16 protein-coding genes are annotated in these 21,965 nt (G+C 55.7%); 5 read left to right on the forward strand and 11 right to left on the reverse strand.

Features of this window, described 5'->3' with window-relative positions; all coding sequences use genetic code 11:
• Positions 1 to 30: 30 nt before the first annotated feature.
• The 10 genes from V6940_RS10425 to lrp all read right to left on the reverse strand — a co-directional run bounded on the left by V6940_RS10425 (position 31) and on the right by lrp (position 15,254).
• The gene (locus V6940_RS10425; RefSeq protein WP_333495796.1) at positions 31 to 1,452 is read right to left on the reverse strand and encodes an APC family permease; all 1,422 of its coding nucleotides are present in this window, start codon (positions 1,450 to 1,452) and stop codon (positions 31 to 33) included.
• A 247-nt stretch (positions 1,453 to 1,699) separates the two neighbouring features.
• Positions 1,700 to 2,851, reverse strand: a complete 1,152-nt coding sequence (locus V6940_RS10430; RefSeq protein WP_333495797.1) for an MFS transporter — start codon at positions 2,849 to 2,851, stop codon at positions 1,700 to 1,702.
• Positions 2,852 to 3,112: 261 nt separating this feature from the next.
• On the reverse strand, positions 3,113 to 3,976 hold the full coding sequence (locus V6940_RS10435; protein WP_333495798.1) for a dimethyl sulfoxide reductase anchor subunit family protein: 864 nt from the start codon (positions 3,974 to 3,976) through the stop codon (positions 3,113 to 3,115).
• 1 nt (position 3,977) lies between these two features.
• Positions 3,978 to 4,595 (reverse strand): DMSO/selenate family reductase complex B subunit, encoded by a 618-nt coding sequence (locus tag V6940_RS10440; RefSeq protein WP_035892446.1) that lies wholly within the window; start codon positions 4,593 to 4,595, stop codon positions 3,978 to 3,980.
• A gap of 10 nt (positions 4,596 to 4,605) precedes the next feature.
• A complete protein-coding gene (gene dmsA, locus V6940_RS10445) occupies positions 4,606 to 7,050 on the reverse strand; it encodes a dimethylsulfoxide reductase subunit A (protein ID WP_333495799.1) in 2,445 nt (814 codons plus the stop codon).
• Between the two features lie 199 nt (positions 7,051 to 7,249).
• Entirely contained in the window at positions 7,250 to 8,542 is a 1,293-nt protein-coding gene (gene serS / locus V6940_RS10450; protein ID WP_185666576.1) for a serine--tRNA ligase, read from the reverse strand.
• A 92-nt stretch (positions 8,543 to 8,634) separates the two neighbouring features.
• On the reverse strand, positions 8,635 to 9,978 hold the full coding sequence (gene rarA, locus V6940_RS10455; protein WP_333495800.1) for a replication-associated recombination protein RarA: 1,344 nt from the start codon (positions 9,976 to 9,978) through the stop codon (positions 8,635 to 8,637).
• A 9-nt stretch (positions 9,979 to 9,987) separates the two neighbouring features.
• A complete protein-coding gene (gene lolA, locus V6940_RS10460; RefSeq protein WP_333495801.1) occupies positions 9,988 to 10,599 on the reverse strand; it encodes an outer membrane lipoprotein chaperone LolA in 612 nt (203 codons plus the stop codon).
• 122 nt (positions 10,600 to 10,721) lie between these two features.
• Positions 10,722 to 14,639, reverse strand: coding sequence for a DNA translocase FtsK (gene ftsK, locus V6940_RS10465; protein ID WP_333495802.1), 3,918 nt, complete (start codon positions 14,637 to 14,639; stop codon positions 10,722 to 10,724).
• 120 nt (positions 14,640 to 14,759) lie between these two features.
• Positions 14,760 to 15,254 carry a leucine-responsive transcriptional regulator Lrp gene (lrp, locus tag V6940_RS10470; RefSeq protein ID WP_000228469.1) on the reverse strand — a complete coding sequence of 165 codons (495 nt, stop codon included), beginning with the start codon at positions 15,252 to 15,254 and terminating at the stop codon, positions 14,760 to 14,762.
• A gap of 550 nt (positions 15,255 to 15,804) precedes the next feature.
• On the opposite strand from lrp, the gene trxB reads away from it, so the two are divergent.
• The 5 genes from trxB to infA all read left to right on the forward strand — a co-directional run bounded on the left by trxB (position 15,805) and on the right by infA (position 21,628).
• Positions 15,805 to 16,770, forward strand: coding sequence for a thioredoxin-disulfide reductase (trxB, locus tag V6940_RS10475; protein WP_333495803.1), 966 nt, complete (start codon positions 15,805 to 15,807; stop codon positions 16,768 to 16,770).
• Positions 16,771 to 16,892: 122 nt separating this feature from the next.
• Entirely contained in the window at positions 16,893 to 18,659 is a 1,767-nt protein-coding gene (cydD, locus tag V6940_RS10480) for a heme ABC transporter permease/ATP-binding protein CydD (RefSeq protein ID WP_333495804.1), read from the forward strand.
• On the forward strand, positions 18,660 to 20,381 hold the full coding sequence (gene cydC, locus V6940_RS10485; RefSeq protein ID WP_333495805.1) for a heme ABC transporter ATP-binding protein/permease CydC: 1,722 nt from the start codon (positions 18,660 to 18,662) through the stop codon (positions 20,379 to 20,381).
• 40 nt (positions 20,382 to 20,421) lie between these two features.
• Entirely contained in the window at positions 20,422 to 21,126 is a 705-nt protein-coding gene (aat, locus tag V6940_RS10490) for a leucyl/phenylalanyl-tRNA--protein transferase (RefSeq protein ID WP_333495806.1), read from the forward strand.
• Between the two features lie 283 nt (positions 21,127 to 21,409).
• A complete protein-coding gene (gene infA / locus V6940_RS10500) occupies positions 21,410 to 21,628 on the forward strand; it encodes a translation initiation factor IF-1 (RefSeq protein ID WP_002211347.1) in 219 nt (72 codons plus the stop codon).
• A 105-nt stretch (positions 21,629 to 21,733) separates the two neighbouring features.
• On the opposite strand, the gene V6940_RS10505 is transcribed toward infA, so the two are convergent.
• Positions 21,734 to 21,964, reverse strand: coding sequence for a DUF2554 family protein (locus V6940_RS10505; protein WP_333495807.1), 231 nt, complete (start codon positions 21,962 to 21,964; stop codon positions 21,734 to 21,736).
• Position 21,965 lies beyond the last annotated feature (1 nt).

The following is a 21,965-nucleotide window of genomic DNA, read 5'->3' on the forward strand; positions in this document are numbered from 1 at the left end:
AACAAACCCGGCTTAATGCCGGGTTTTCTTTTACGACTTCTTGCGTGCCAGCAGCGGGAAGATCAGCCCTAATCCCACCAGCACAAACGGCGTGGCGACGTTAAGCGACAACTGGAAAGCCCACTCCGGCGTAAAGGCAGCCATCTTCGGGAAGATACCGGTCAAACAGGCAAACGCGGTAAACAGGAAGCACCATATACCAACGGTCAACGCAAGCTTCCGGTTGCGGATAAAGACATACTCCGACTGGTATTTCTGCCCCAGGCGAATCACTGCGATAAATGCCACGAACACCCACAGATAGCGCAGCGGCATCACCACTGAGTTCAGATTCAACAGCCATTTGTAGAGATCGTTCATATCACCGATGCCAAGCGTCGGCAGCATAATCAGCAGCGCTACCAGCACCAGCGTTAACAAATAGCCGTTGACCGGTGTACCCGACGCATTGGTTTTGCAGAGCTTCTGTGGGATATAGCGACTGTCGGCATCGCTGAGCAGGACTTTCAACGGCGCATCAATCGAGAACACCAGCGCGGCAATCTGCCCCAGAGTGTTCGCGATGGCGTAAATCACCATCAGGGTATTGCCCATATGGTAATAATCGCCCAGCTTCTGGAACGCGTAGTACTGACCGTTCGCCATCAGATCGTTAGGGATATTGTTTGAGTCGAACATCATCCCCATCGCCAACGACCCGAGGATGGCACACACTGCAACCATCACCGCCAGGAAGATCATCCCACGCGGGAATTCTTTGCCCGGATTACGGGTGTTATTGACGTAAGGCGAGATTTTTTCCGCGCCGCCCACGGCAAATACCAACATAGAGATAGTGGTGATATAGGTAAAGTCAAAGTGCGGGATAAAGGTTTGCCAGGTGATGTTGGTGGTGGCAATCTTCACCTCAGTAATAGCCGGCGCCGTCACCGCCATCACCACGTACAGCAGCGACATCACGAACATGGCGATCCCGGCAATCGACCCTACCAGCTTGAGCGATTTCATCCCTCGGGATGCTACCCACATGAAGAAGACGAAAAGCACCAGCGTGAAGCCCTGGAGCGCCACCACGCCATATTCGGTGATAAGCGAGCCATTTCCCTTTATCGCCCAGCCGAGCGCAATCAGGATGGCCTGAGGCTTTTGTGCCAGATAAGGAATATGGACGACCCAGTAAGTCCAGGCAGCCAGATAGGCCAGCCCCGGCCCCATCGTATTTTTAATCCAGGTACTGACACCGCCCTTGCCGTCTTTAAAGGTCGAACCAAGCTGACCGACGATAAGCGCATAGGGCGTGAAATAGAGCGCGAAGATAAATAGCCATGAGAAAACAACCACCAGCCCCTGGTTGGCGTAGTTGTTGACGACGTTGCCGAAACCCCAAACCGTAATAAACGACATCAGCGCGATGTTATACCACCGCAGCTGCTTTTCTTGTTCGCTTGCCATAAATTCCGTTCCTTGAATGTTATTATTCGCGAGTGCGATTTTTTTCGACGGAGATTATGCGAGTACTAACCCTAAAAGGGTAATAGGATGGTGCAAAACTCTAACGCCTCGCACATTTAATCGGAGTATGGTTATAAATTCAGCAGGATATAGTCTCGCTCCCGCCAACGCGCCAGCAGCGTGGCATCATTCAGTATAGCGATGTCGGGAAGAATGGCGCGCTATGGGAACATAACGCGCCGCGGTGTCAGGCGTGGGCCACCGGCGTAGGATGGTGCCCAGCTTTGCGCAGCAGCATCATCAGATAGACGAACGATACCCCGGCAATCATGATAAACAGCAGGTTATCAGAGTAGTTTTGCATCAGCATCGCCGTCAGCGACGGCCCAACCAGGCTACCAATGGTATAGCTCAGCAACAGCGCCTGGTTCATGGAGACCAACTGATGATGCTCCACTTTCTCACACGCCCAGGCCATCGCCACCGGATACAGCGTAAAGCCCGCTGCACCGAGGATAAATAGCGCCGGTGCCATAGCAGCCTGACTCAGCATGCCCAGGCAGCCGACAATCACCACAAAAACCTGCACGCGCAGCACCATCAGGCGGCCATAGCGGTCTGCCAGACGACCAATTGGCCACTGCCCCAGAATACCTGCACTGACCATCACCGCCATCCAGAAGCCGATCCCGGAGTCACTGACGCCGCGGTGGTTCAGGTACAGCGGCATCAGGCCATAGAGTGAGCCCAACACGATACCGGAAATAATGCAGCCATTTACGCCCAGACGCGCCTGACGCAGTTTGAACATCGGCCAGACGCGTGTGCTCGCGTCCTGCGGGTCGTCCTGCTGGTTCAGGATTCGGGTAAACAGCAGCGGCAGAATGCCTGCCAGCACCACGCCGGTCATCAGCGGAAGAATGGTCGCCATATCTGTCGGCAGGCGGCTAACGATAATCTGCCCCAGCACGGTACCGATGTAATACATCATCATGTAGGCCGCCAGCAGGCGGCCACGGTTGCGCGAGGTGCCGCTGCACATCAGCGCGCTCTCCACCACCACCCAAATCATGGCGCAGCCGACGCCGGCGATAAAGCGCCAGAACATCCAGCTCCAGAAACCCACCATAAAGCCCAGCCCCACGCAGCCCGCGGCAAAAATCAGCGACGCAATATAGTAGCTGAAATTAAAGCCAAGGCGCTTAATCAGTCGCCCGGTGAGCATGGTACCGACCAGGTTGCCGGTAAAATAGGACGAGCTGACCACTCCCACCTGCCAGGTTGGCAAGTTTTCATGGGCGAGCCAGAGCGGGACGAGCGTGTTTAATACCGCGATCGCCAGCGTCAATAAGAGTAAGCCACAGAGCAACAATAGCACTGGGCGAGTATAGGTGGACATGGGTTCAAACCGTGAGGATAGACAGATTTCGTGCGCATCATGCCACTGCCAAAAACATTGTCAATCCACCTGATTTCAATGGTGGAAGGCTTTCTGGCTCAACGATTGACGTTTCTTATTCAACGCAACGATAAGCTTCGCTAAAGTTATCTTATTGTTTTGTTTTTATTGAAAATCTGGAGAAACAGCAGAGAAAGGATCAGTCGAAAAAATTCATGAACAAAAAGTGCCAGGGCCGTATGCCCTGGCAGCTTATTTTGCTTAGCTGGCGACCGCCATACCGACGGTCATGTGCAGGCCATAGAAAACACCTCGACCCAACATCTCACCCACCAGCACCAGCACAAACGCCAGGCTCAATAGCGGCAGCGCAGGCTGGTAGCCTTTGAGCTGCGGCCCTACCCAACAAACCAGCGCCAGGGCGATGGCGACAATACGCCACGCCATCAGCGAGCCATAGTCAGGAACCAGAGCCGAAGCCTGCTGAATTGAGCTTTGAATCGACGCCAGCTCTACGCCCTGCATCGTGGTAACAATCACGCTCACCACTAGCGCCGCCAGGCTGATCACCGGCAACAGACGCATGCCCCAGCCTTCAACGCCTGCCCAGCGCAGCAGCAGATAACCGAGCAGCGGGCCGCCGATGAACAGCGTCAGGAAGAAGCTCAGCGGCGTCCAGATGGTGTACCAGGTGGGAACGGTATCAATGGTGTTATAGACACGCACCATCATCCAGACAAACACCACGCCCAGTACCGCCGTCACCACCAGCCACACGCTGCGCAGCGCGCAGGAAAGCTTATTGGTGACTGCCAGCAACCAGCCAAGACCGCCAACGGCAAAGAAGATTGCGCCGCTGGCAATTTCGTTACTCAGCGAGGAGGCGCCCACGCGGTTCAGCGAGTTGAAGGCGCGCATTGGTGAACCGAGGTGCATGGTCGAAGCGATAAAGCCAATGCCCATCAGCACCCACAGCGCAAACATGCTCAGCACCACACGCTGCTGCTGTTCACGAGGCAATTGCCCTTTCATCAATGCCAGTGCCAGAACAATAAATCCGCCCGCCACGCATTGCCCAAATACCGTGAAGATCATCAACGGCCATTCATGCCATCCACTTCCCATCTCACACCTCCTTCGGATTGGCCAGATAGCCAGTGGTATCGCCGCACGGACGTGCATTGGCGTTGGGTTTAATCACAATGCTAGGTTTGGTGAAGTGCGCGGACGGCAACGGCGCCACCGCCGCAAGCGTACCGTGCTTTTGACGCAGTTCTTCGATAGGCCCAAAGTCCAGCGCACGCAACGGGCAGGATTCCACGCAAATCGGCTTTTTGCCTTCCGCCACACGCTCATGACAGCCGTCGCATTTGGTCATGTGACCTTTAGCTTCGTTGTACTGCGGCGCACCATATGGGCAGGCCATATGGCAGTATCGACAGCCGATGCAGACATCTTCGTTGACCACCACAAAGCCGTCTTCGCGTTTATGCATCGCGCCGCTTGGGCACACTTTGGTACAGGCAGGGTCTTCGCAGTGGTTACAGGCGATGGACAGATAGTAAGCAAAGACGTTCTGGTTCCAGACGCCGTTGTCTTCCTGCCAGTCGCCGCCCGCGTATTCGTAAATACGGCGGAAGCTAACGTCCGGAGTTAAGTCTTTGTAATCTTTACAGGCCAGCTCACAGGTTTTACAACCGGTGCAACGAGCGGAGTCAATAAAAAAGCCATATTGGGTAGTCATCGGTTACTCCTTACACCTTCTCAACCTGGACAAGGTTCGTGTGCGATGGGTTGCCTTTCGCCAGCGGCGACGGACGTTGAGTGGTCAGCACGTTAATGCTCCCTGCCTGATCGATACCTTTAGCATCCGGGTTGTACCAGGCCCCCTCACCCAACGCGACGATGCCCGGCATCATGCGCGGTGTTACCTTAGCTTCAATATGCACTTCCCCACGGTCGTTAAAGATACGCACACGATCGCCGTTCTTGATCCCGCGTTTCTGCGCATCCAGTGGGTTAATCCACATCTCCTGACGACAGGCCGCTTTCAGTACATCAACGTTGCCGTAAGTCGAGTGAACGCGGGCTTTGTAGTGGAAACCGGTCAGCTGCAGCGGAAACTTCTCGGCTAGCGGATCGTTGTAGTTTTCAAAGCCAGGGGTGTAGATCGGTAACGGATCGATAACATCGCCTTCTGGCAGCTCCCAGGTCGCGGCAATTTTTGCCAGCTCTTGCGAGTAGATCTCAATTTTCCCGGACGGCGTGGTCAGCGGATTGGCATGCGGATCTTCACGGAAGGCTTTATAGGCCACGTGATGCCCTTCCGGGTCACGCTGTTTGAAGATGCCTTGCTTACGGAAGGTATCGAAGTCCGGTAGTTCCGGCACGGCCTGACGAGAAAGTTCGTGCAGATGACGCATCCATCCTTCCTGCGTCCGCCCTTCGGTGAACTGCTGCTCAACGCCCATGCGTTTTGCCAGCTCCGTGGTCATCTCATAAATCGTTTTGCACTCAAAGCGCGGTTTGATGACCTGATCGGTGAAGATGACGTAGGACATGTTGCCGCAAGAGGCATCCATCGCGAAGTCCATCTGTTCAGACGCAGTACAGTCCGGCAGCAGGATGTCGGCATATTTCGCCGACGAGGTCATGTGGCAGTCAATCACCACAATCATTTCGCACTTCTTATCGTCCTGCAGAATTTCATGCGTACGATTGATTTCGGAGTGCTGGTTAATCAGGCAGTTACCGGCGTAGTTCCAGATCATTTTGATCGGCACATCCAGCTTGTCTTTGCCACGCACGCCATCACGCAGCGCCGTCATTTCCGGCCCGCGGACGATCGCATCGGTCCACAGGAACATCGAAATGCTGGTCTGTACCGGGTTTTCCAGCGTCGGCATACGCTCAAACGGCACCTCATAGGAGCCTTCACGCGCGCCGCTGTTGCCACCGTTGATCCCGACGTTACCGGTCAGAATCGACAGCATGGAGATAGCGCGGGTGGCAATTTCACCGTTAGCATGGCGCTGCGGGCCCCAGCCCTGGGAGATATAGGCCGGTTTCGCCAGCGCAATTTCGCGCGCCAGTTTTACGATACGCTCAGCAGGAATACCGGTGATGGTAGATGCCCACTCCGGCGTTTTCGCCGTGGCATCGCTGCCCTGCCCAAGGATATAGGCTTTGTAGTGACCGTTGGCTGGCGCACCTTCAGGGAGCGTTTTTTCGTCGTAACCGACGCAGTATTTATCGAGGAATGGCTGATCGACCAGGTTTTCGGTGATCATCACCCACGCCAGCGCCGAAACCAGTGCCGCATCGGTACCCGGGCGGATTGGGATCCACTCATCTTCGCGCCCGGCACCGGTATCGGTATAACGCGGGTCAACGATAATCATGCGCGCATTAGATTTCTGACGCGCCTGCTCCAGATAGTAGGTCACCCCGCCGCCGCTCATACGCGTTTCACCAGGGTTATTACCAAACAGCACAACCAGCTTGCTGTTTTCGATATCTGACGGGCTATTGCCGTCGGCCCAACCGCCGTAGGTATAGTTCAGGCCCGCGGCAATCTGTGCGGAGGAGTAGTCACCATAGTGGTTCAGATAGCCACCACAGCAGTTCATCAGACGTGCGACCAGCGTTTTTCCCGGTGGCCAGGAGCGAGTCAGCGTACCGCCGAGGGTACCGGTGCCGTAGTTAAGATAGATAGATTCGTTGCCGTAATCTTTGATCAGCCGCTTCATATTATCGGCAATGGTATCAAAGGCTTCTTCCCAGCTAATGCGCTCAAATTTCCCTTCACCGCGTTTGCCTACCCGCTTCATCGGGTACTTCAGACGGTCCGGGTTATAAACGCGACGACGCATTGAACGGCCGCGCAGACAGGCGCGAACCTGATGCAGACCATCGTAGTTATCATCGCCGGTGTTATCCGTTTCGACGTATTTAATCTCGCCATCGACAACATGCATGCGCAGCGGGCAGCGGCTTCCACAGTTTACCGTACACGCACTCCAGGTCACGCGCTCTACCGCCGTGGTTGGCGCAATCGCTTCTGCGGCGTGCGCAATACGGCTGAAGGGAAGCGTAAACGCACTGCTGGCCATCGCTAGTCCGCCTATGGCCGTGGTTTTCATCAAACCACGGCGGCTGACCTCAGCTGCCAGTAAAGCATCGGGGGTTTCAGTTTTCATGGACTCTCACTTCGTTGCTAACATTGAAAACATGATTCGTTATATAGTTATTTATATAACGAAATGTTATTATTGTAGTTTTATATGCTGGTGTTACTTAGAAGGGAGTATTAAACGTTCTACCGAGAGAGGTATTGTTCAGTATCAATGCGGATATAAAAAAAGCGCCTTGCGGCGCTTTTTTGTAGAACAGGAAGGATTAACCGATGTATTCCAGACCGTTCATGTATGGACGCAGTACCTCAGGTACTTCAATGCGACCATCTGCCTGCTGGTAGTTTTCCAGCACGGCAACCAGCGTACGACCTACGGCCAGGCCAGACCCGTTCAGGGTGTGAACCAGACGCGTTTTCTTGTCGGACTTGCTGCGGCAGCGAGCCTGCATGCGGCGCGCCTGGAAATCCCAGACGTTAGAGCAAGAGGAGATCTCGCGGTAGGTATTCTGCGCTGGAACCCAGACTTCGAGGTCATAGGTCTTGCAGGCGCCGAAGCCCATGTCACCGGTGCACAGGATAATTTTACGATACGGCAGACCCAGCAGCTGCAGGACTTTCTCCGCATGGCCCGTCATCTCTTCCAGCGCTTCCATGGAATCTTCTGGACGAACGATCTGCACCATCTCAACTTTGTCGAACTGGTGCATACGGATCAGACCACGGGTGTCACGGCCGTAGGAACCCGCTTCAGAGCGGAAGCACGGCGTGTGCGCGGTCATTTTGATCGGCAGATCGTCTTCGTCGATGATTTCATCGCGAACCAGGTTGGTCAGCGGCACTTCTGCCGTTGGGATCAGCGCGTAGTTGCTGCTGTCAGCTTCTTCTTCCAGCGGACGAGTATGGAACAGGTCACCGGCGAATTTCGGCAGCTGGCCCGTACCGTACAGCGTGTCCTGGTTAACCAGGTAAGGCACATAGTTTTCGCTATAGCCGTGCTGTTCAGTGTGCAGATCCAGCATGAACTGCGACAGTGCGCGGTGCATACGGGCAATCTGGCCTTTCATCACGACGAAACGTGAACCGGTCAGCTTCACTGCCGCGGCAAAATCAAGCCCGCTGTGCATTTCGCCCAGCGTCACGTGGTCGCGGATCTCGAAATCGAATTCGCGCGGCGTGCCCCAGCGGCTAACTTCAACGTTGTCGTTTTCGTCACGGCCAATCGGTGCGTCGTCATGCGGGATGTTCGGGATGGTCAGTGCAATATCGCGAATCTCAGCCAGCAGAACATCCAGCTCTGATTTAGCGGCATCAAGTTGTTCGCCAAGCTTGTTCACTTCCAGGCGTAAAGGCTCAATGTCTTCCCCGCGTGCTTTCGCCTGGCCGATGGATTTCGATCGCGAGTTACGCTCTGCCTGCAGATTTTCAGTTTCTACCTGCAGTACTTTACGACGCTCTTCAAGAGCGCGAAGTTTATCTACATCCAGCTTAAAGCCCCGGCGTGCCAGTTTTTCTGCGACTGCGTCTGGCTCTGTACGCAGCAGATTGGGATCGAGCATGCTTATCCTATGCTTATCGAATTGAAAGTGGAGTATGCGACCACAGCCCGTGGTCGCAGAGGTACATCGACAACATTACCGCAACGACTGCACTAGCGGTAGCGTTTTGTGCGGCTATTTTGATCCTGTTCAGTGAGCCAGGCGAGCTTTTCGCCAATCTTGCCTTCAAGACCTCGGTTAGTCGGGTGATAGTAGCGAGTTTGTGCCATTTCGCTGGGGAAATACTCTTCGCCGGCGGCGTAGGCGTTGGGCTCATCGTGGGCGTAGCGATACTCCTGCCCATAGCCCATCTCTTTCATCAATTTGGTCGGCGCATTGCGCAGATGCACTGGCACATCGTAATCAGGGCGTTCGCGAGCATCAGCCATTGCGGCTTTAAAGGCGGTGTAGACCGCGTTGCTTTTCGGCGCACAGGCCAGGTAGACAATCGCCTGGGCGATAGCACGCTCCCCTTCGGCCGGGCCGACACGGGTAAAACAATCCCAGGCAGAAATCGCCACCTGCATAGCGCGCGGGTCAGCATTGCCGACATCCTCAGAGGCAATAGCCAGGCAGCGGCGTGCAACGTACAGCGGATCGCCGCCTGCGCTGATAATACGGGCATACCAGTAGAGCGCGGCATCGGGCGCGCTACCACGCACCGATTTATGCAGCGCCGAAATCAGGTCATAGAAGCGGTCGCCTTTGTTATCAAAGCGAGCACTGCGCTCACCGGCAATTTCGGTCAGAAGTTGAGGCTGCAGCACGCGCTTGCCGGAATCATCCAGCTCCGCCATGTCAGCCATCATTTCCAGGGTGTTCAGCGCACGTCGGGCATCGCCGTTCACCAGTTCGGCAATCGCACGACGCGTCTCGTCTGGCAGGACAATATCCTGCCCGCCGTAGCCGCGCGCTTTGTCTTCCATCGCCTGAGTAAGTACTTGCTCGATATCCTCAGTCGTCAGGGATTTTAGCAGGTAGACGCGCGCGCGGGAGAGCAGCGCCGAATTTAGCTCAAACGAAGGGTTTTCAGTAGTTGCGCCGATAAAAGTGATGGTGCCGTCTTCAATATGCGGCAGAAAGGCGTCCTGCTGGCTTTTATTGAAACGGTGGACTTCATCGACAAACAGAATGGTGCGCCGGCCAGCATTGCGGTTCTGTCGAGCGCGCTCAATGGCCTCACGAATCTCTTTCACCCCAGAGGTGACAGCGGAGATCCGTTCAACATCGGCATTGGCGTAGCGAGCAATCACTTCCGCTAAGGTCGTTTTGCCGGTGCCCGGTGGCCCCCAAAGGATCATCGAGTGCAGATGACCGGCTTCAATAGCGCGAGGCAATGGCTTACCGGCAGCCAGCAGATGCTGCTGGCCGATATACTGCGCTAAGTTTTCTGGCCGCATACGGGCGGCCAGAGGTTGAAATGCATTATCTGAAAAATCGAGCGACAAATTGCTCACGCAGGCCTCTTACTTACGCTGATCGTCCACCGTCACGCCCTGCGGCGGTGTAAAGGTGAATTTGGAGGCGTCGATTGCGCCGTTCTGCTGCGATTTCAGCTGGTAGCTGCTGCGCTGATCGTCCTGCTCAATCGCGCTGAACTGATGGATTGTGCCATCGCGCCCTACGTTGATGGTGAATTTCTTCAGGTTGCCATTGCTGCCGCGCGGCGTCAGTACGAAATCATCACCGGTCTGCTGGATATTGTACTGCTGCCAGTCGCTGGCCTGGTTACGCGCAATCAGCATAAACGGCGTGTTGCCAGTCGCGTCTTTCAGCCAGGTGGCGGTAGCCTGCTCAACAAACGGGTTGTAGAACCACAGGGTTTTACCGTCAGACACCAGGATGCTTTCATCTGGCTGGGTCATATGCCAGTTAAACAGGTTTGGACGTTTTACCCACAGATCGCCCTGACCTTCCTGCACCGCGTTGCCGCTGCCGTCAGTCACTTTCTGAGTGAAGCTGGCATGGAAGCTGCTGACTTTATCGAGACGGCTTTTCAGGTCGCCTGCGGCATCAGCCCATACGCTGCTGACAACAAAGCTGGAAAGTAATGCACACGTGATCGCGATCTTTTTCATTAATAATCCTTAATTAGCCTCATGCTCCCGGCAGGAGAGCCTCTGGCACTCACTCTAAGACTTCGCCCAGAGCGGTGACAGAAGAAAATACTGAATTTTGACTTATTTACCCATCTTTGCAATCAATCGAACGGCGGCGGAGCCAGCACCTCACGGTTGCCGTTATGCCCCTGTTCGCTGACGATCCCCTGCGCTTCCATCTGTTCGATGATACGCGCAGCGCGGTTGTAGCCAATGCGGAACTGGCGCTGTACGCCGGAGATTGACGCTTTGCGTTTCTGGGTCACGAAATTGACCGCCTGATCGAACAGCGGATCTAACTCTTCGCCGCCATCGAAACCACCGCCACCACCTTCGCTTTCGCTGTCGGAGGTAATGCCATCAACATACTGGGGACGACCGCGCGCTTTCCAGTCCTGTACCACCGCGTGGACTTCCTGATCACGGACAAATGCGCCGTGCACGCGCACCGGGTTGTTCGAGTTCGGACCGGCATAGAGCATATCCCCCATGCCCAGCAGTGACTCAGCGCCGCCCTGGTCAAGGATAGTACGGGAGTCAATTTTACTGGAAACCGTAAACGCAATACGGGTTGGAATGTTGGCCTTAATAAGACCGGTAATCACATCCACCGATGGACGCTGGGTCGCCAGTACCAGGTGGATACCCGCCGCACGCGCTTTCTGCGCCAGACGGGCGATCAGCTCTTCCACTTTCTTGCCGACGGTCATCATCAGGTCGGCGAATTCATCGACCAGCACGACGATATACGGCAGTTTTTCCAGCACTGGATGCGTGGCATCCATGCTGTCGCCCGGTTTCCAGTAAGGGTCCGGAATCGGACGACCCATGCGCGCCGCTTCGGCGATTTTTTCGTTATAACCGGCAAGGTTTCGTACGCCAAGCGCCGACATCAGCTTGTAGCGACGCTCCATTTCGTTGACGCTCCAGCGCAGGGCGTTAGCGGCGTCTTTCATGTCGGTGACCACTTCAGTCAGCAGATGCGGGATCCCTTCATACACTGACAGTTCCAGCATTTTCGGGTCGATCATGATGAAGCGGACGTCTTCAGGCTGCGCTTTATAGAGCATACTGAGGATCATGGCGTTCACACCGACGGACTTACCGGAACCGGTGGTACCGGCAACCAGCAGGTGTGGCATTTTCGCGAGATCGGCCACCACCGGCTCACCGGCAATATCTTTACCCAGCACCACCGTCAGCGGCGATGGGTTATCGCGGAATTTATCGCAATCCAGCACTTCGCGCAGGTAGACGGTCTGACGTTTTTTATTCGGCAGTTCCAGGCCAACGTACGGTTTGCCAGGAATGACTTCGACCACGCGCACGGCAACGGTCGACAGCGAACGCGCCAGGTCACGGGAGAGGTTCGAAATACGCGCAGCCTTCACGCCCGGCGCCAGATTCAGCTCGAAGCGGGTGATAACCGGACCCGGCGAGTAGTTCACAACGTCCGCTTTAATGCGATAGTCGGCCAGTCGGGTTTCCACCAGACGCGCCATCTGTTCCAGCGCAAAGGTGTCCACCGGTTCCACTTCCGTTGGCGGCGGCGTTAAAAGATCCAGCGATGGCAGCGGCGTCGTCGGTTTTTGCAGCGGACGATCGTCACCGTTACGCATCAGCAGCGGGTGGATCAGACTCTCCTGCTGCGGCGGCGTTACCGGCTGATGCGCAGGCTGCTGTGGCTGAGCATACTGTTGTGGTGCATGCTGTTGCTGCGGTGCATGCTGAGGCTGATGATAGCTTTGAGCATGCTGCGGCGGTTGTTGCTGTTGATAATGCTGTTGAGGCGGTGGCGTCACCGCAGGCTCCGGCATCACGCTCGGCGTGAACAACGGCGCTTTTGGCGTCTCATCCACCAGCGTTTTCATCGGTGAGAATTCAAAATCATCAAGGGAGAACGGGTGCGCACCTTCAGGCTGTTCGCTGGCGTAACGATTCTGCTGAGATGCAGCAAACTGGCGAGCCAGTTCCGCTTCTGCGGCGGCATCTTCATCGTTCTCTTCGAACGCATAGCTATCCTGCTCGTCCGCTTCGCCATAGCGTTGCTGCTGCGAGGCGGCAAACTGGCGAGCCAGCGCATCCTGCTGCAGCGCGTCAGCTTCATCGTCGGTCAGCGGCTGATTATCCTCAGGCTGATAGCGCTCAGCTTCACGGGCAGCGCGCTCCTCGGCCATTCGCTGCGACGGTAGCTTAATGCCATATGAGGCCAGCTCACGGCGCGTCGGCACGCGAACGCGGTTAGGGCGCGGCAGCTGTGGGCCAATGCCTTCTTTAACCTGTGAGCGCGGGCCTTCAGCTGGGCTAAACAGCGGCGCTGAGGCCGCAGCAGCTGCGGCGGTTCCGGCGGCTGCCGCTGCCGCATGGCGAACGCTGGCAGCAACCGGTGCAACAGCAGCGGAAGGTTCTGGTACGGAAACCGGAATAGACGGCGCGGTCGATGCCCGCTGTTCCATTGGCGCTAACGGCTCCGGAATGGGTTGATACCACGCCGCCAGCTGTTCACGCTCACGTGCGCGTTTCTCTTCCACTTCTTCGAAATAGTACAGCGGCGGACGATGAGCAGGTTTAACCTCCTCTTCCACTACCGGTTCTGGCTCTACGACAGGCGTTGGTTCAGCCTGTGGTACGTTCAGATAATCAGATTCAGCGGTATAGGGTTGTTCTTGCTGCGGCTGTTCGTAAGCAGGCTGCTGCGGTTGCGCATACTGTGGCTGCTCATAGGCAGGCTGCTGCGGCTGTGCATACTGCGGCTGCTCATAGGCAGGCTGCTGCGGCTGTGCGTACTGCGGCTGCTCATAAGCAGGTTGCTGCGGCTGTGCGTACTGCGGCTGCTCATAGGCAGGTTGCTGCGGTTGCGCATACTGCGGCTGCTCGTAGGCAGGTTGCTGTACTGGCGGCCATCCTTCTGGCGCAGGTGCAATAACCGGTTCACCCGCCGTTGGAGCTGGAACGGCCTGCCATTCAACGGCAGGTGCAGCAACAGGCTGCTCGTTCATGGACGGCGCAGCTAATGTTGGGTCGGCGGCCCACGCCGTTGTACCTGTAACGGCAACGGCCTCAGCGACGGTATGGCCGCTCAGTAGAGGGTCGTACTCATCATATTCGGCGGTACGCGTCGCGCTGGCGCCAGAGAACAGCACATCATCAGGATCGACCTGAGCCGCATAGCGGCCCGCCTCTTCCGGTTCGTCCATACGACGACCAGAGAACAGCGCCTCGTCCGTTTTACGCACCATCGGGTTAGAGAATTTCTCGGCGATCCGCTTACGACGCGCCAGTGCACCTCGCAGGATGCGCGCACGACGAGATTCACGCGACGCTTTCTGCGTCTCCTCGCCGTCGTCTTCATATCCCTCTTCTTCTTCGTACTCGTCTTCATCAACCCAGGTGTCGTCACGACGGGTTCGGTTGCTGGCGAACGTCAGAATATTGAGGATCCAACTGCCCATTTTCTCGGCAATGCTGACCCATGACCAGCCGGTAAACAGCGTCAGACCGGCGGCCCAGATGCAGAGTAGCGCAATGGTCCCGCCGCTGCTGTGCAGCATCGGTTGCAGCGCGGTGCTGAGCAGGCTGCCAATCACGCCGCCAGAGGCAAAGTACCAGATATCATCGGCGTTTATCGCCGCGAGGCCGCATGAAGTCAGGATGATCGCCAGTACGCCAATCAGGCGCAGCGAGACGGCGAAGTAGTCGATGTACTCATCGCTCGAACGGTGTCGCCAGGCAAACCAGCAGCCACCAACAATGATGACCGGTATGGTGTAAGCCATTACGCCAAAGATGAAGAACAGCGTATCGGCCAGCCATGCGCCAGGAGCGCCACATAAATTGTGGATCGGTTCGTGCCAGGCCGTTTGTGACCAGCTAGGATCGGAAGGATTGAAGCTCAGTAGTGCAGCCATTAACCAAACGGCAAAAATGGCGCATAAAAGGAGTAACGCCTCAAGGAGTCGGCGTCCGCTGCTGAGTTTTGTGAGTTTGACTTCTTTGTCTTCTGTATATTCCTGGCTCAAGAAAGGCTCTCCAGGTGCCGAATGCTAAAACGGACAACAGTGCCAGATTGCGCCGACACTGTTGCTGTATGGATTAACAGGAGTGTAATCAAACTACGCTGATTTTGCACCTGTTCCGTTTTAGCGGGTCTTAATTACCAGACGATTACTCTGCTTAACCTCTTCCATAACGACGTAAGTACGGGTGTCGTTCACGCCTGGCAGGCGCAGCAGGGTCTCGCCAAGAAGTTTACGGTAAGCCGACATGTCCGGTACGCGGGTTTTCAACAGATAGTCGAAATCGCCGGAAACCAGGTGACACTCTTGAATTTCTTCAAGTTTTTGCACGGCGGCGTTAAATTGTTCAAACACGTCTGGTGCACCGCGATTCAGAGTAATCTCAACAAAAACCAGCAGCGATGCATCAAGGTAATGCGGGTTTAACAGCGCGGTATAGCCCTGAATAAAACCCTGTCGTTCCAGACGACGTACGCGCTCAAGGCACGGGGTCGGAGAAAGTCCTACTCTTTTGGAAAGCTCGACGTTCGAAATACGCCCATCTTTTTGCAGTTCATTGAGAATGTTGCGGTCGATGCGGTCGAGATCTTTGCCAGGGCGTTTTTTACTATCTACCATTATTATTGTCTCTCTGTATTCCTTCCCTACTCCTGTCTTGACTCTGTGCACTTCACTGTTCAGAGCCTTCTCCCGATTTCAATGCGCCGTTGTTGCTGCAACGACGAATATCCCAGGGTATGCGTATGAGAAGCCCCGGCGCCTCACGGCCACCCTCCGACATCACGTATGATGTCTGTCCACACCATACGTAGATTTCAGTGATCCGGGTAAAAATGGTATTTGCGTGCATGAAAATTCACCACACGCGAAACACTGCTTTTCTTCTTCCTTGAATGTTGTCGCAAAAGCTTAGGGGATTGTCAAAGCAAAACATCTTTTTTTAGTACAACATGCCAGATATTCATGAATCCTGGGTCCGGTTTCACATGTAATCGTCTTATAATCATCGGCCTGGCAGTAGAAATAGTTATATTTTTTGATGTTAAAATAGCCAATCAATCGGCTCATTCTATTACACATATCGTTAACAAAATCGCTGTGCTCTTTTTTTACGTCTACAAATTCCCTACAATCCAGAGCAATGTCTGCCAACAATTATGGGGATCTCATGGGCACGGCCAAACACAGTAAGTTGTTAATCCTTGGTTCTGGACCTGCGGGATACACCGCTGCGGTCTATGCTGCACGCGCAAACCTGCAACCGGTACTGATTACCGGGCTGGAAAAAGGCGGTCAGCTGACCACCACCACAGAAGTGGAAAACTGGCCTGGCGATCCTAGCGACCTGACCGGTCCGCTGCTGATGGAACGTATGCATGAGCACGCCACTAAGTTTGAGACCGAAATTATTTTCGATCACATCCACAGCGTGGATCTGCAAAACCGTCCGTTCCGTCTCACCGGCGACAGTGGTGAATACACCTGCGATGCGTTAATCATCGCCACCGGCGCCTCTGCCCGTTATCTGGGTCTGCCGTCAGAAGAAGCGTTTAAAGGCCGCGGCGTTTCTGCCTGCGCTACCTGCGACGGTTTCTTCTACCGCAACCAGAAAGTCGCGGTCATCGGCGGCGGCAACACCGCCGTGGAAGAAGCGCTGTATCTGTCCAACATCGCATCAGAAGTGCATCTGATTCACCGTCGTGATTCTTTCCGTGCGGAAAAAATCCTGATCAAACGTCTGATGGATAAAGTGGAAAGCGGCAACATCGTACTGCACACCAAGCGTACGCTGGAAGAAGTGACCGGCGACCAGATGGGCGTGAGCGGTCTGCGTCTGCGTTCTACCGAAAACGACGACATTGAGTCGCTGGAGGTCGCAGGTCTGTTCGTGGCTATCGGCCACAGCCCAAATACCGCGATCTTCGAAGGCCAGCTGGCGTTGGAAAACGGCTACATCAAAGTGCAGTCCGGCATTCACGGCAATGCAACCCAGACCAGCATCCCTGGCGTGTTCGCGGCGGGTGACGTGATGGACCACATTTACCGTCAGGCGATCACCTCTGCGGGCACCGGCTGTATGGCCGCGCTGGACGCTGAGCGCTACCTCGACGGTCTGGCTGACGCGTGCAAATAATCTTTACAAGTCAGTAACAAAAGTAAAAAAGGCGACGATAAGTCGCCTTTATTTTTTCTGCGATGTAACATTGCCGCGCCCATAACTGAAACCATTAGCCATAAGCACCTGCTAAGCGCCCAATGAATAAAAGTCGCCAACAAGAACTCACCCGCTGGCTCAAACAGCAAAGCGTCCTGTCACGCCGCTGGTTGATGACCTCCCGTCTGCTCGGCTTCGTTAGCGGTGTACTGATCATCGCCCAGGCCTGGTTCCTTGCCCGCATTCTCCATCACATGATTATGGAGAACATCCCGCGAGAAGCGTTGCTGCTGCCGTTTATCCAGCTGGTGCTGATCTTTATCCTGCGTGCCTGGGTCGTCTGGCTGCGGGAGCGCGTTGGTTTTCACGCCGGGCAGCAGATTCGATTTGAAATACGCCGTCAGGTGCTCGACCGCCTTCAGCAGGCCGGTCCGGCCTGGATTCAGGGCAAGCCGGCCGGAAGTTGGGCGACGCTTATCCTCGAACAAATCGATGACATGCACGATTACTATGCCCGCTACCTGCCGCAGATGGCACTGGCGGCCTGCGTGCCGCTGCTGATTGTGGTCGCGATCTTCCCTTCCAACTGGGTCGCCGCGTTAATACTGTTGGTGACGGCACCGTTAATTCCGCTGTTTATGGCCCTGGTGGGGATGGGCGCTGCCGATGCCAACCGCCGCAACTTCCTGGCGCTAGCGCGCCTGAGCGGTCACTTCCTCGACCGCCTGCGAGGCATGGATACGCTGCGTATCTTTGGTCGTGGCGAAGCGGAAACCGAAAGTATTCGTGAAGCTTCACAGGATTTCCGCCAACGCACAATGGAAGTCCTGCGACTCGCCTTCCTCTCCTCCGGCGTACTGGAATTCTTTACTTCGCTCTCCATTGCGCTGGTCGCCGTCTATTTCGGCTTCTCCTATCTCGGCGAGCTAAACTTCGGCAGCTACGGTACCGCAGTGACGCTCTCCTCCGGTTTCCTGGCGCTGATCCTGGCCCCTGAGTTCTTCCAGCCGCTGCGTGATTTAGGCACCTTCTATCACGCCAAGGCGCAGGCCGTTGGCGCCGCCGACAGCCTGAAAACGTTCCTCGAAGCACCGCTGGCGCATCCTGAGCAAGGTGACCAGACGCTGGACACCAGTGAGCCGGTTACCCTTAGCGCCGTGGATCTGTTTATCACCTCGCCGGAAGGCAAAATGCTGGTTGGGCCGCTGAACTTCACGCTTAACGCTGGGCAACGCGCCGTGCTGGTTGGCCTGAGCGGTTCCGGTAAAAGCTCGCTGCTGAATGCACTGGCCGGATTCCTGCCCTACAGCGGTTCGCTGAAAGTGAACGGCGTTGAATTACGTAATCTGCACCCGGAAGGCTGGCACCGCATGATGAGCTGGGTGGGGCAAAACCCGCAGCTTCCGGCGACCACGCTGCGTGAGAACGTCCTGCTCGGTAATCTGGAGGCCAGTGAACAGCAGTTACAGCGGGCGCTGGATAAAGCCTGGGTTAGCGAATTCCTGCCACAGCTTCCTGACGGTATCGACACCGTCGTCGGTGAACAGGCCGCGCGTCTGTCCGTGGGTCAGGCTCAACGCGTCGCTGTCGCCCGTGCCCTTCTCGCCCCCTGCCGTCTGCTGCTGTTGGATGAACCTGCCGCAAGTCTGGATGCCCACAGCGAGCAGCGCGTCATGCAGGCGCTGACTGAGGCTTCTACCCAACAAACCACGCTGGTGGTCACCCACCAGCTGGAAGGCATTACCGATTGGGATGCTATCTGGGTGATGGAAAACGGTCAGATTATTGAGCAGGGAACGTATCAGCAGCTGGTTGATGCTAACGGCGTGTTTGCCAGCCTGCTGGCTAGCCGTCAGGAGGAGATTTAAATGCGCGCACTGTTGCCTTATCTGGCGCTCTATAAACGTCACAAGTGGCTGTTAAGCCTGGGCGTTGTTCTGGCGATTATCACCCTGCTTGCGAGCATCGGCTTATTGACCCTTTCCGGCTGGTTCCTCTCCGCTTCGGCGGTGGTCGGGTTCGCGGGCGCGTACACCTTTAACTATATGCTGCCTGCGGCTGGCGTACGTGGCGCAGCGATTATCCGTACTGCTGGACGTTATTTTGAACGCCTGGTCAGCCATGATGCGACCTTCCGCGTTTTACAGCATCTGCGCGTCTTTACCTTCAGCAAGCTGCTGCCGCTCTCCCCCGCCGGGCTGGCGCGTTTTCGCCAGGGCGAACTGCTTAACCGTATGGTGGCGGACGTCGATACCCTCGACCACCTCTATCTGCGCGTTATTTCGCCATTAGTCGGTGCGTTAGTCGTCATTCTGGTGGTGACTGCCGGGCTTAGTCTGCTGGACGTTGGTCTGGCGCTAACTCTCGGTGGCATCATGCTGGCCACGCTGCTGGTTCTACCGCCGCTGTTCTATCGCGCAGGTAAACCCACTGGTGAGCAACTGACGAGCCTACGCGGGCAGTATCGCCAGCAGTTAACTGGCTGGCTACAGGGGCAGGCAGAGCTAACTATCTTTAACGCCAGTCAACGTTATCGTAAACAGATGGAGCAGACCGAACTCAACTGGCACGATGCCCAGCGCCGTCAGTCTGAACTGACCGCCCTTTCACAGGCGTTAATGCTGCTGATTGGCGGCGCCGCCGTGGTCTCCATGCTGTGGTTAGCCGCTGGCGGCGTTGGCAGCAACAGCCAGCCCGGCGCGCTGATTGCGCTCTTTGTCTTCTGCGCGCTGGCGGCCTTTGAGGCGCTGGCGCCAGTTACCGGCGCCTTCCAGCATCTTGGACAGGTTATCGCCTCGGCGCTGCGCATCAGCCAGATTATTGAACAGAAACCGGAAGTGACCTTCCCGGAACAGACCGTGGCGCGTCCTCAACAGGTATCGCTAACGCTGGATCGGGTGTCATTCACCTATCCTCAGCAAACCCAGCCTGCGCTGAATAACCTGTCACTGAATATCGCCGCCGGCCAGCACATCGCCCTTCTCGGCCGTACCGGCTGCGGTAAATCGACACTGCTCCAGCTGCTTACCCGCGCCTGGGACCCGCAGCAGGGTGAGATTCTGCTGAACGGCATGCCGTTGACCCAGTTTGATGAGCAGACGCTGCGTCAGACCATCAGCCTGGTGCCGCAGCGCGTGCATCTGTTCAGCGCTACCCTGCGCGACAATCTGCTGCTGGCTAAGCCTGACGCGAGCGATGAAGCGCTCAGCGAGGTTCTGCGCCGTACCGGTCTTGAGAAACTGCTCGAAGACGCCGGGCTGAACAGCTGGCTGGGCGAAGGTGGACGTCAGCTTTCCGGCGGCGAGCTGCGTCGGCTGGGGATTGCGCGAGCGTTACTGCACGATGCACCGCTGATGATGCTGGACGAACCGACCGAAGGGTTAGACGCCACCACCGAAAGCCAGGTGCTTGAGTTGCTGGCCGACGTGATGCGTCATAAAACGCTGCTGATGGTAACCCATCGTCTGCGCGGGCTGGCGCGATTTAATCAGATAATTGTCATGGACAACGGGCAAATTATTGAGCAAGGTAATCACGCAGAACTGCTGGCAAAACAAGGTCGTTACTACCAGTTTAAACAGCGTCTGTAGACTATGCTTAGTTAACCCTGTTTCGTGAGGTCATCGCGACATGCGCCTTGTCCAGCTTTCTCGACACTCGATCGCTTTTCCCTCACCTGAGGGCGCATTACGTGAACCGAACGGACTGCTCGCTTTAGGAGGCGATCTCGGCCCCGCCCGCCTGCTGATGGCCTATCAGCGCGGCATTTTTCCGTGGTTTTCTCCCGGCGATCCCATTCTTTGGTGGTCGCCGGATCCCCGCGCCGTGCTGTGGCCTGAGCAGTTTCACCTCAGTCGCAGCATGAAGCGGTTTCATAAGACCTCCCCTTACCGCGTGACGATCAACTACGCCTTTAGCGATGTGATCGCCGGCTGCGCGCAGGATCGCCATGAAGGTACCTGGATTACCACCAGCATCAGCCAGGCCTATCATCGCCTGCACGAGCTTGGTCATGCGCACTCTATCGAGGTATGGCAGGAGAACACGCTGGTAGGCGGCATGTACGGCGTTGCCATGGGCGAACTGTTCTGCGGCGAGTCGATGTTCAGCCGCGCGGAGAACGCCTCTAAGACGGCGCTGTACGTCTTTTGCGAGGCATTCCGCCAGGCGGGTGGCAAACTCATCGACTGTCAGGTGCTCAATAGCCACACCGCCTCCCTGGGCGCGGAGGAAATCCCGCGTCGCGACTACCTCGAGCATCTCAATACGCTCCGCATGCAGCCGCTTGCCGAAAAGTTTTGGGTACCCAGAGCGCTCTTTTTACCTGAAGCGTAAATGATTTCAGCACAATTGCCATCAGGATGATATAATTGCCGACGAGAGTCGCTTCTGCCTTTTACCCCGCCGACGTTTGGGAATCTTCGAGTCAGATAACGCCCACGTTTATCCTGTTGTTTCCGGCCTGGTTCGTGCCCATCACACGATGCATTTGTGTGGTGAAAGGGTAATGCGCAAAAACGACTTTCGCCGATTAAGACGGACAATTCTTTACTTACTTGATGAACTTCGGCATTATCTTGCCGGTTCAAATTACGGTAGTGATACCCCAGAGGATTAGATGGCCAAAGAAGACAATATTGAAATGCAGGGTACCGTTCTTGATACGTTACCTAATACCATGTTCCGCGTAGAACTGGAAAACGGGCACGTGGTTACTGCACATATCTCCGGTAAAATGCGCAAAAACTACATCCGTATCCTGACGGGCGACAAAGTGACTGTTGAGCTGACCCCGTACGACCTGAGCAAAGGCCGCATTGTCTTCCGTAGTCGCTAATCGCCGCAGATAATGAGCGTCTGGCGCTACTTTCGCCGAGCGCTATTTGCTGAATATTAATGCCTCGCTTATTGCGGGGCATTTTTTTGCCTTTTCCACACCACCTCATAAATTGTGTGCTTCCGGTTTACGCGATTTTTGCCAGTAATGGTGCTCACGCAACCCTTCCGCTGACTCTTCTGCCACCGCGCGTAACTCATCGCTATCGGCTTCATGACGTAGCTGATGATCGGCATTTTTTACCCACAGAAACTGATGTCCTTTATGTCCGGCCATAAGTTGACCAGAGAATAACGCGCAGGTGAGTAAAATCACCGATAACAATTTCGAAAACATT

This window comes from Kluyvera sp. CHPC 1.251, from assembly GCF_036759945.1.
GTDB classification, from domain to species: domain Bacteria; phylum Pseudomonadota; class Gammaproteobacteria; order Enterobacterales; family Enterobacteriaceae; genus Kluyvera; species Kluyvera sichuanensis.

Coding starts and splice junctions, on each gene's coding strand:
- V6940_RS10440 (WP_035892446.1), bottom strand. CDS start 4,595: ATGACTACCCAATATGGCTTTTTTATTGACTCCGCTCGTTGCACCGGT.
- V6940_RS10435 (WP_333495798.1), bottom strand. CDS start 3,976: ATGGGAAGTGGATGGCATGAATGGCCGTTGATGATCTTCACGGTATTT.
- aat (WP_333495806.1), top strand. CDS start 20,422: ATGCGCCTTGTCCAGCTTTCTCGACACTCGATCGCTTTTCCCTCACCT.
- serS (WP_185666576.1), bottom strand. CDS start 8,542: ATGCTCGATCCCAATCTGCTGCGTACAGAGCCAGACGCAGTCGCAGAA.
- V6940_RS10425 (WP_333495796.1), bottom strand. CDS start 1,452: ATGGCAAGCGAACAAGAAAAGCAGCTGCGGTGGTATAACATCGCGCTG.
- cydC (WP_333495805.1), top strand. CDS start 18,660: ATGCGCGCACTGTTGCCTTATCTGGCGCTCTATAAACGTCACAAGTGG.
- infA (WP_002211347.1), top strand. CDS start 21,410: ATGGCCAAAGAAGACAATATTGAAATGCAGGGTACCGTTCTTGATACG.
- trxB (WP_333495803.1), top strand. CDS start 15,805: ATGGGCACGGCCAAACACAGTAAGTTGTTAATCCTTGGTTCTGGACCT.
- dmsA (WP_333495799.1), bottom strand. CDS start 7,050: ATGAAAACTGAAACCCCCGATGCTTTACTGGCAGCTGAGGTCAGCCGC.
- V6940_RS10505 (WP_333495807.1), bottom strand. CDS start 21,964: ATGTTTTCGAAATTGTTATCGGTGATTTTACTCACCTGCGCGTTATTC.
- lrp (WP_000228469.1), bottom strand. CDS start 15,254: ATGGTAGATAGTAAAAAACGCCCTGGCAAAGATCTCGACCGCATCGAC.
- V6940_RS10430 (WP_333495797.1), bottom strand. CDS start 2,851: ATGTCCACCTATACTCGCCCAGTGCTATTGTTGCTCTGTGGCTTACTC.
- cydD (WP_333495804.1), top strand. CDS start 16,893: ATGAATAAAAGTCGCCAACAAGAACTCACCCGCTGGCTCAAACAGCAA.
- lolA (WP_333495801.1), bottom strand. CDS start 10,599: ATGAAAAAGATCGCGATCACGTGTGCATTACTTTCCAGCTTTGTTGTC.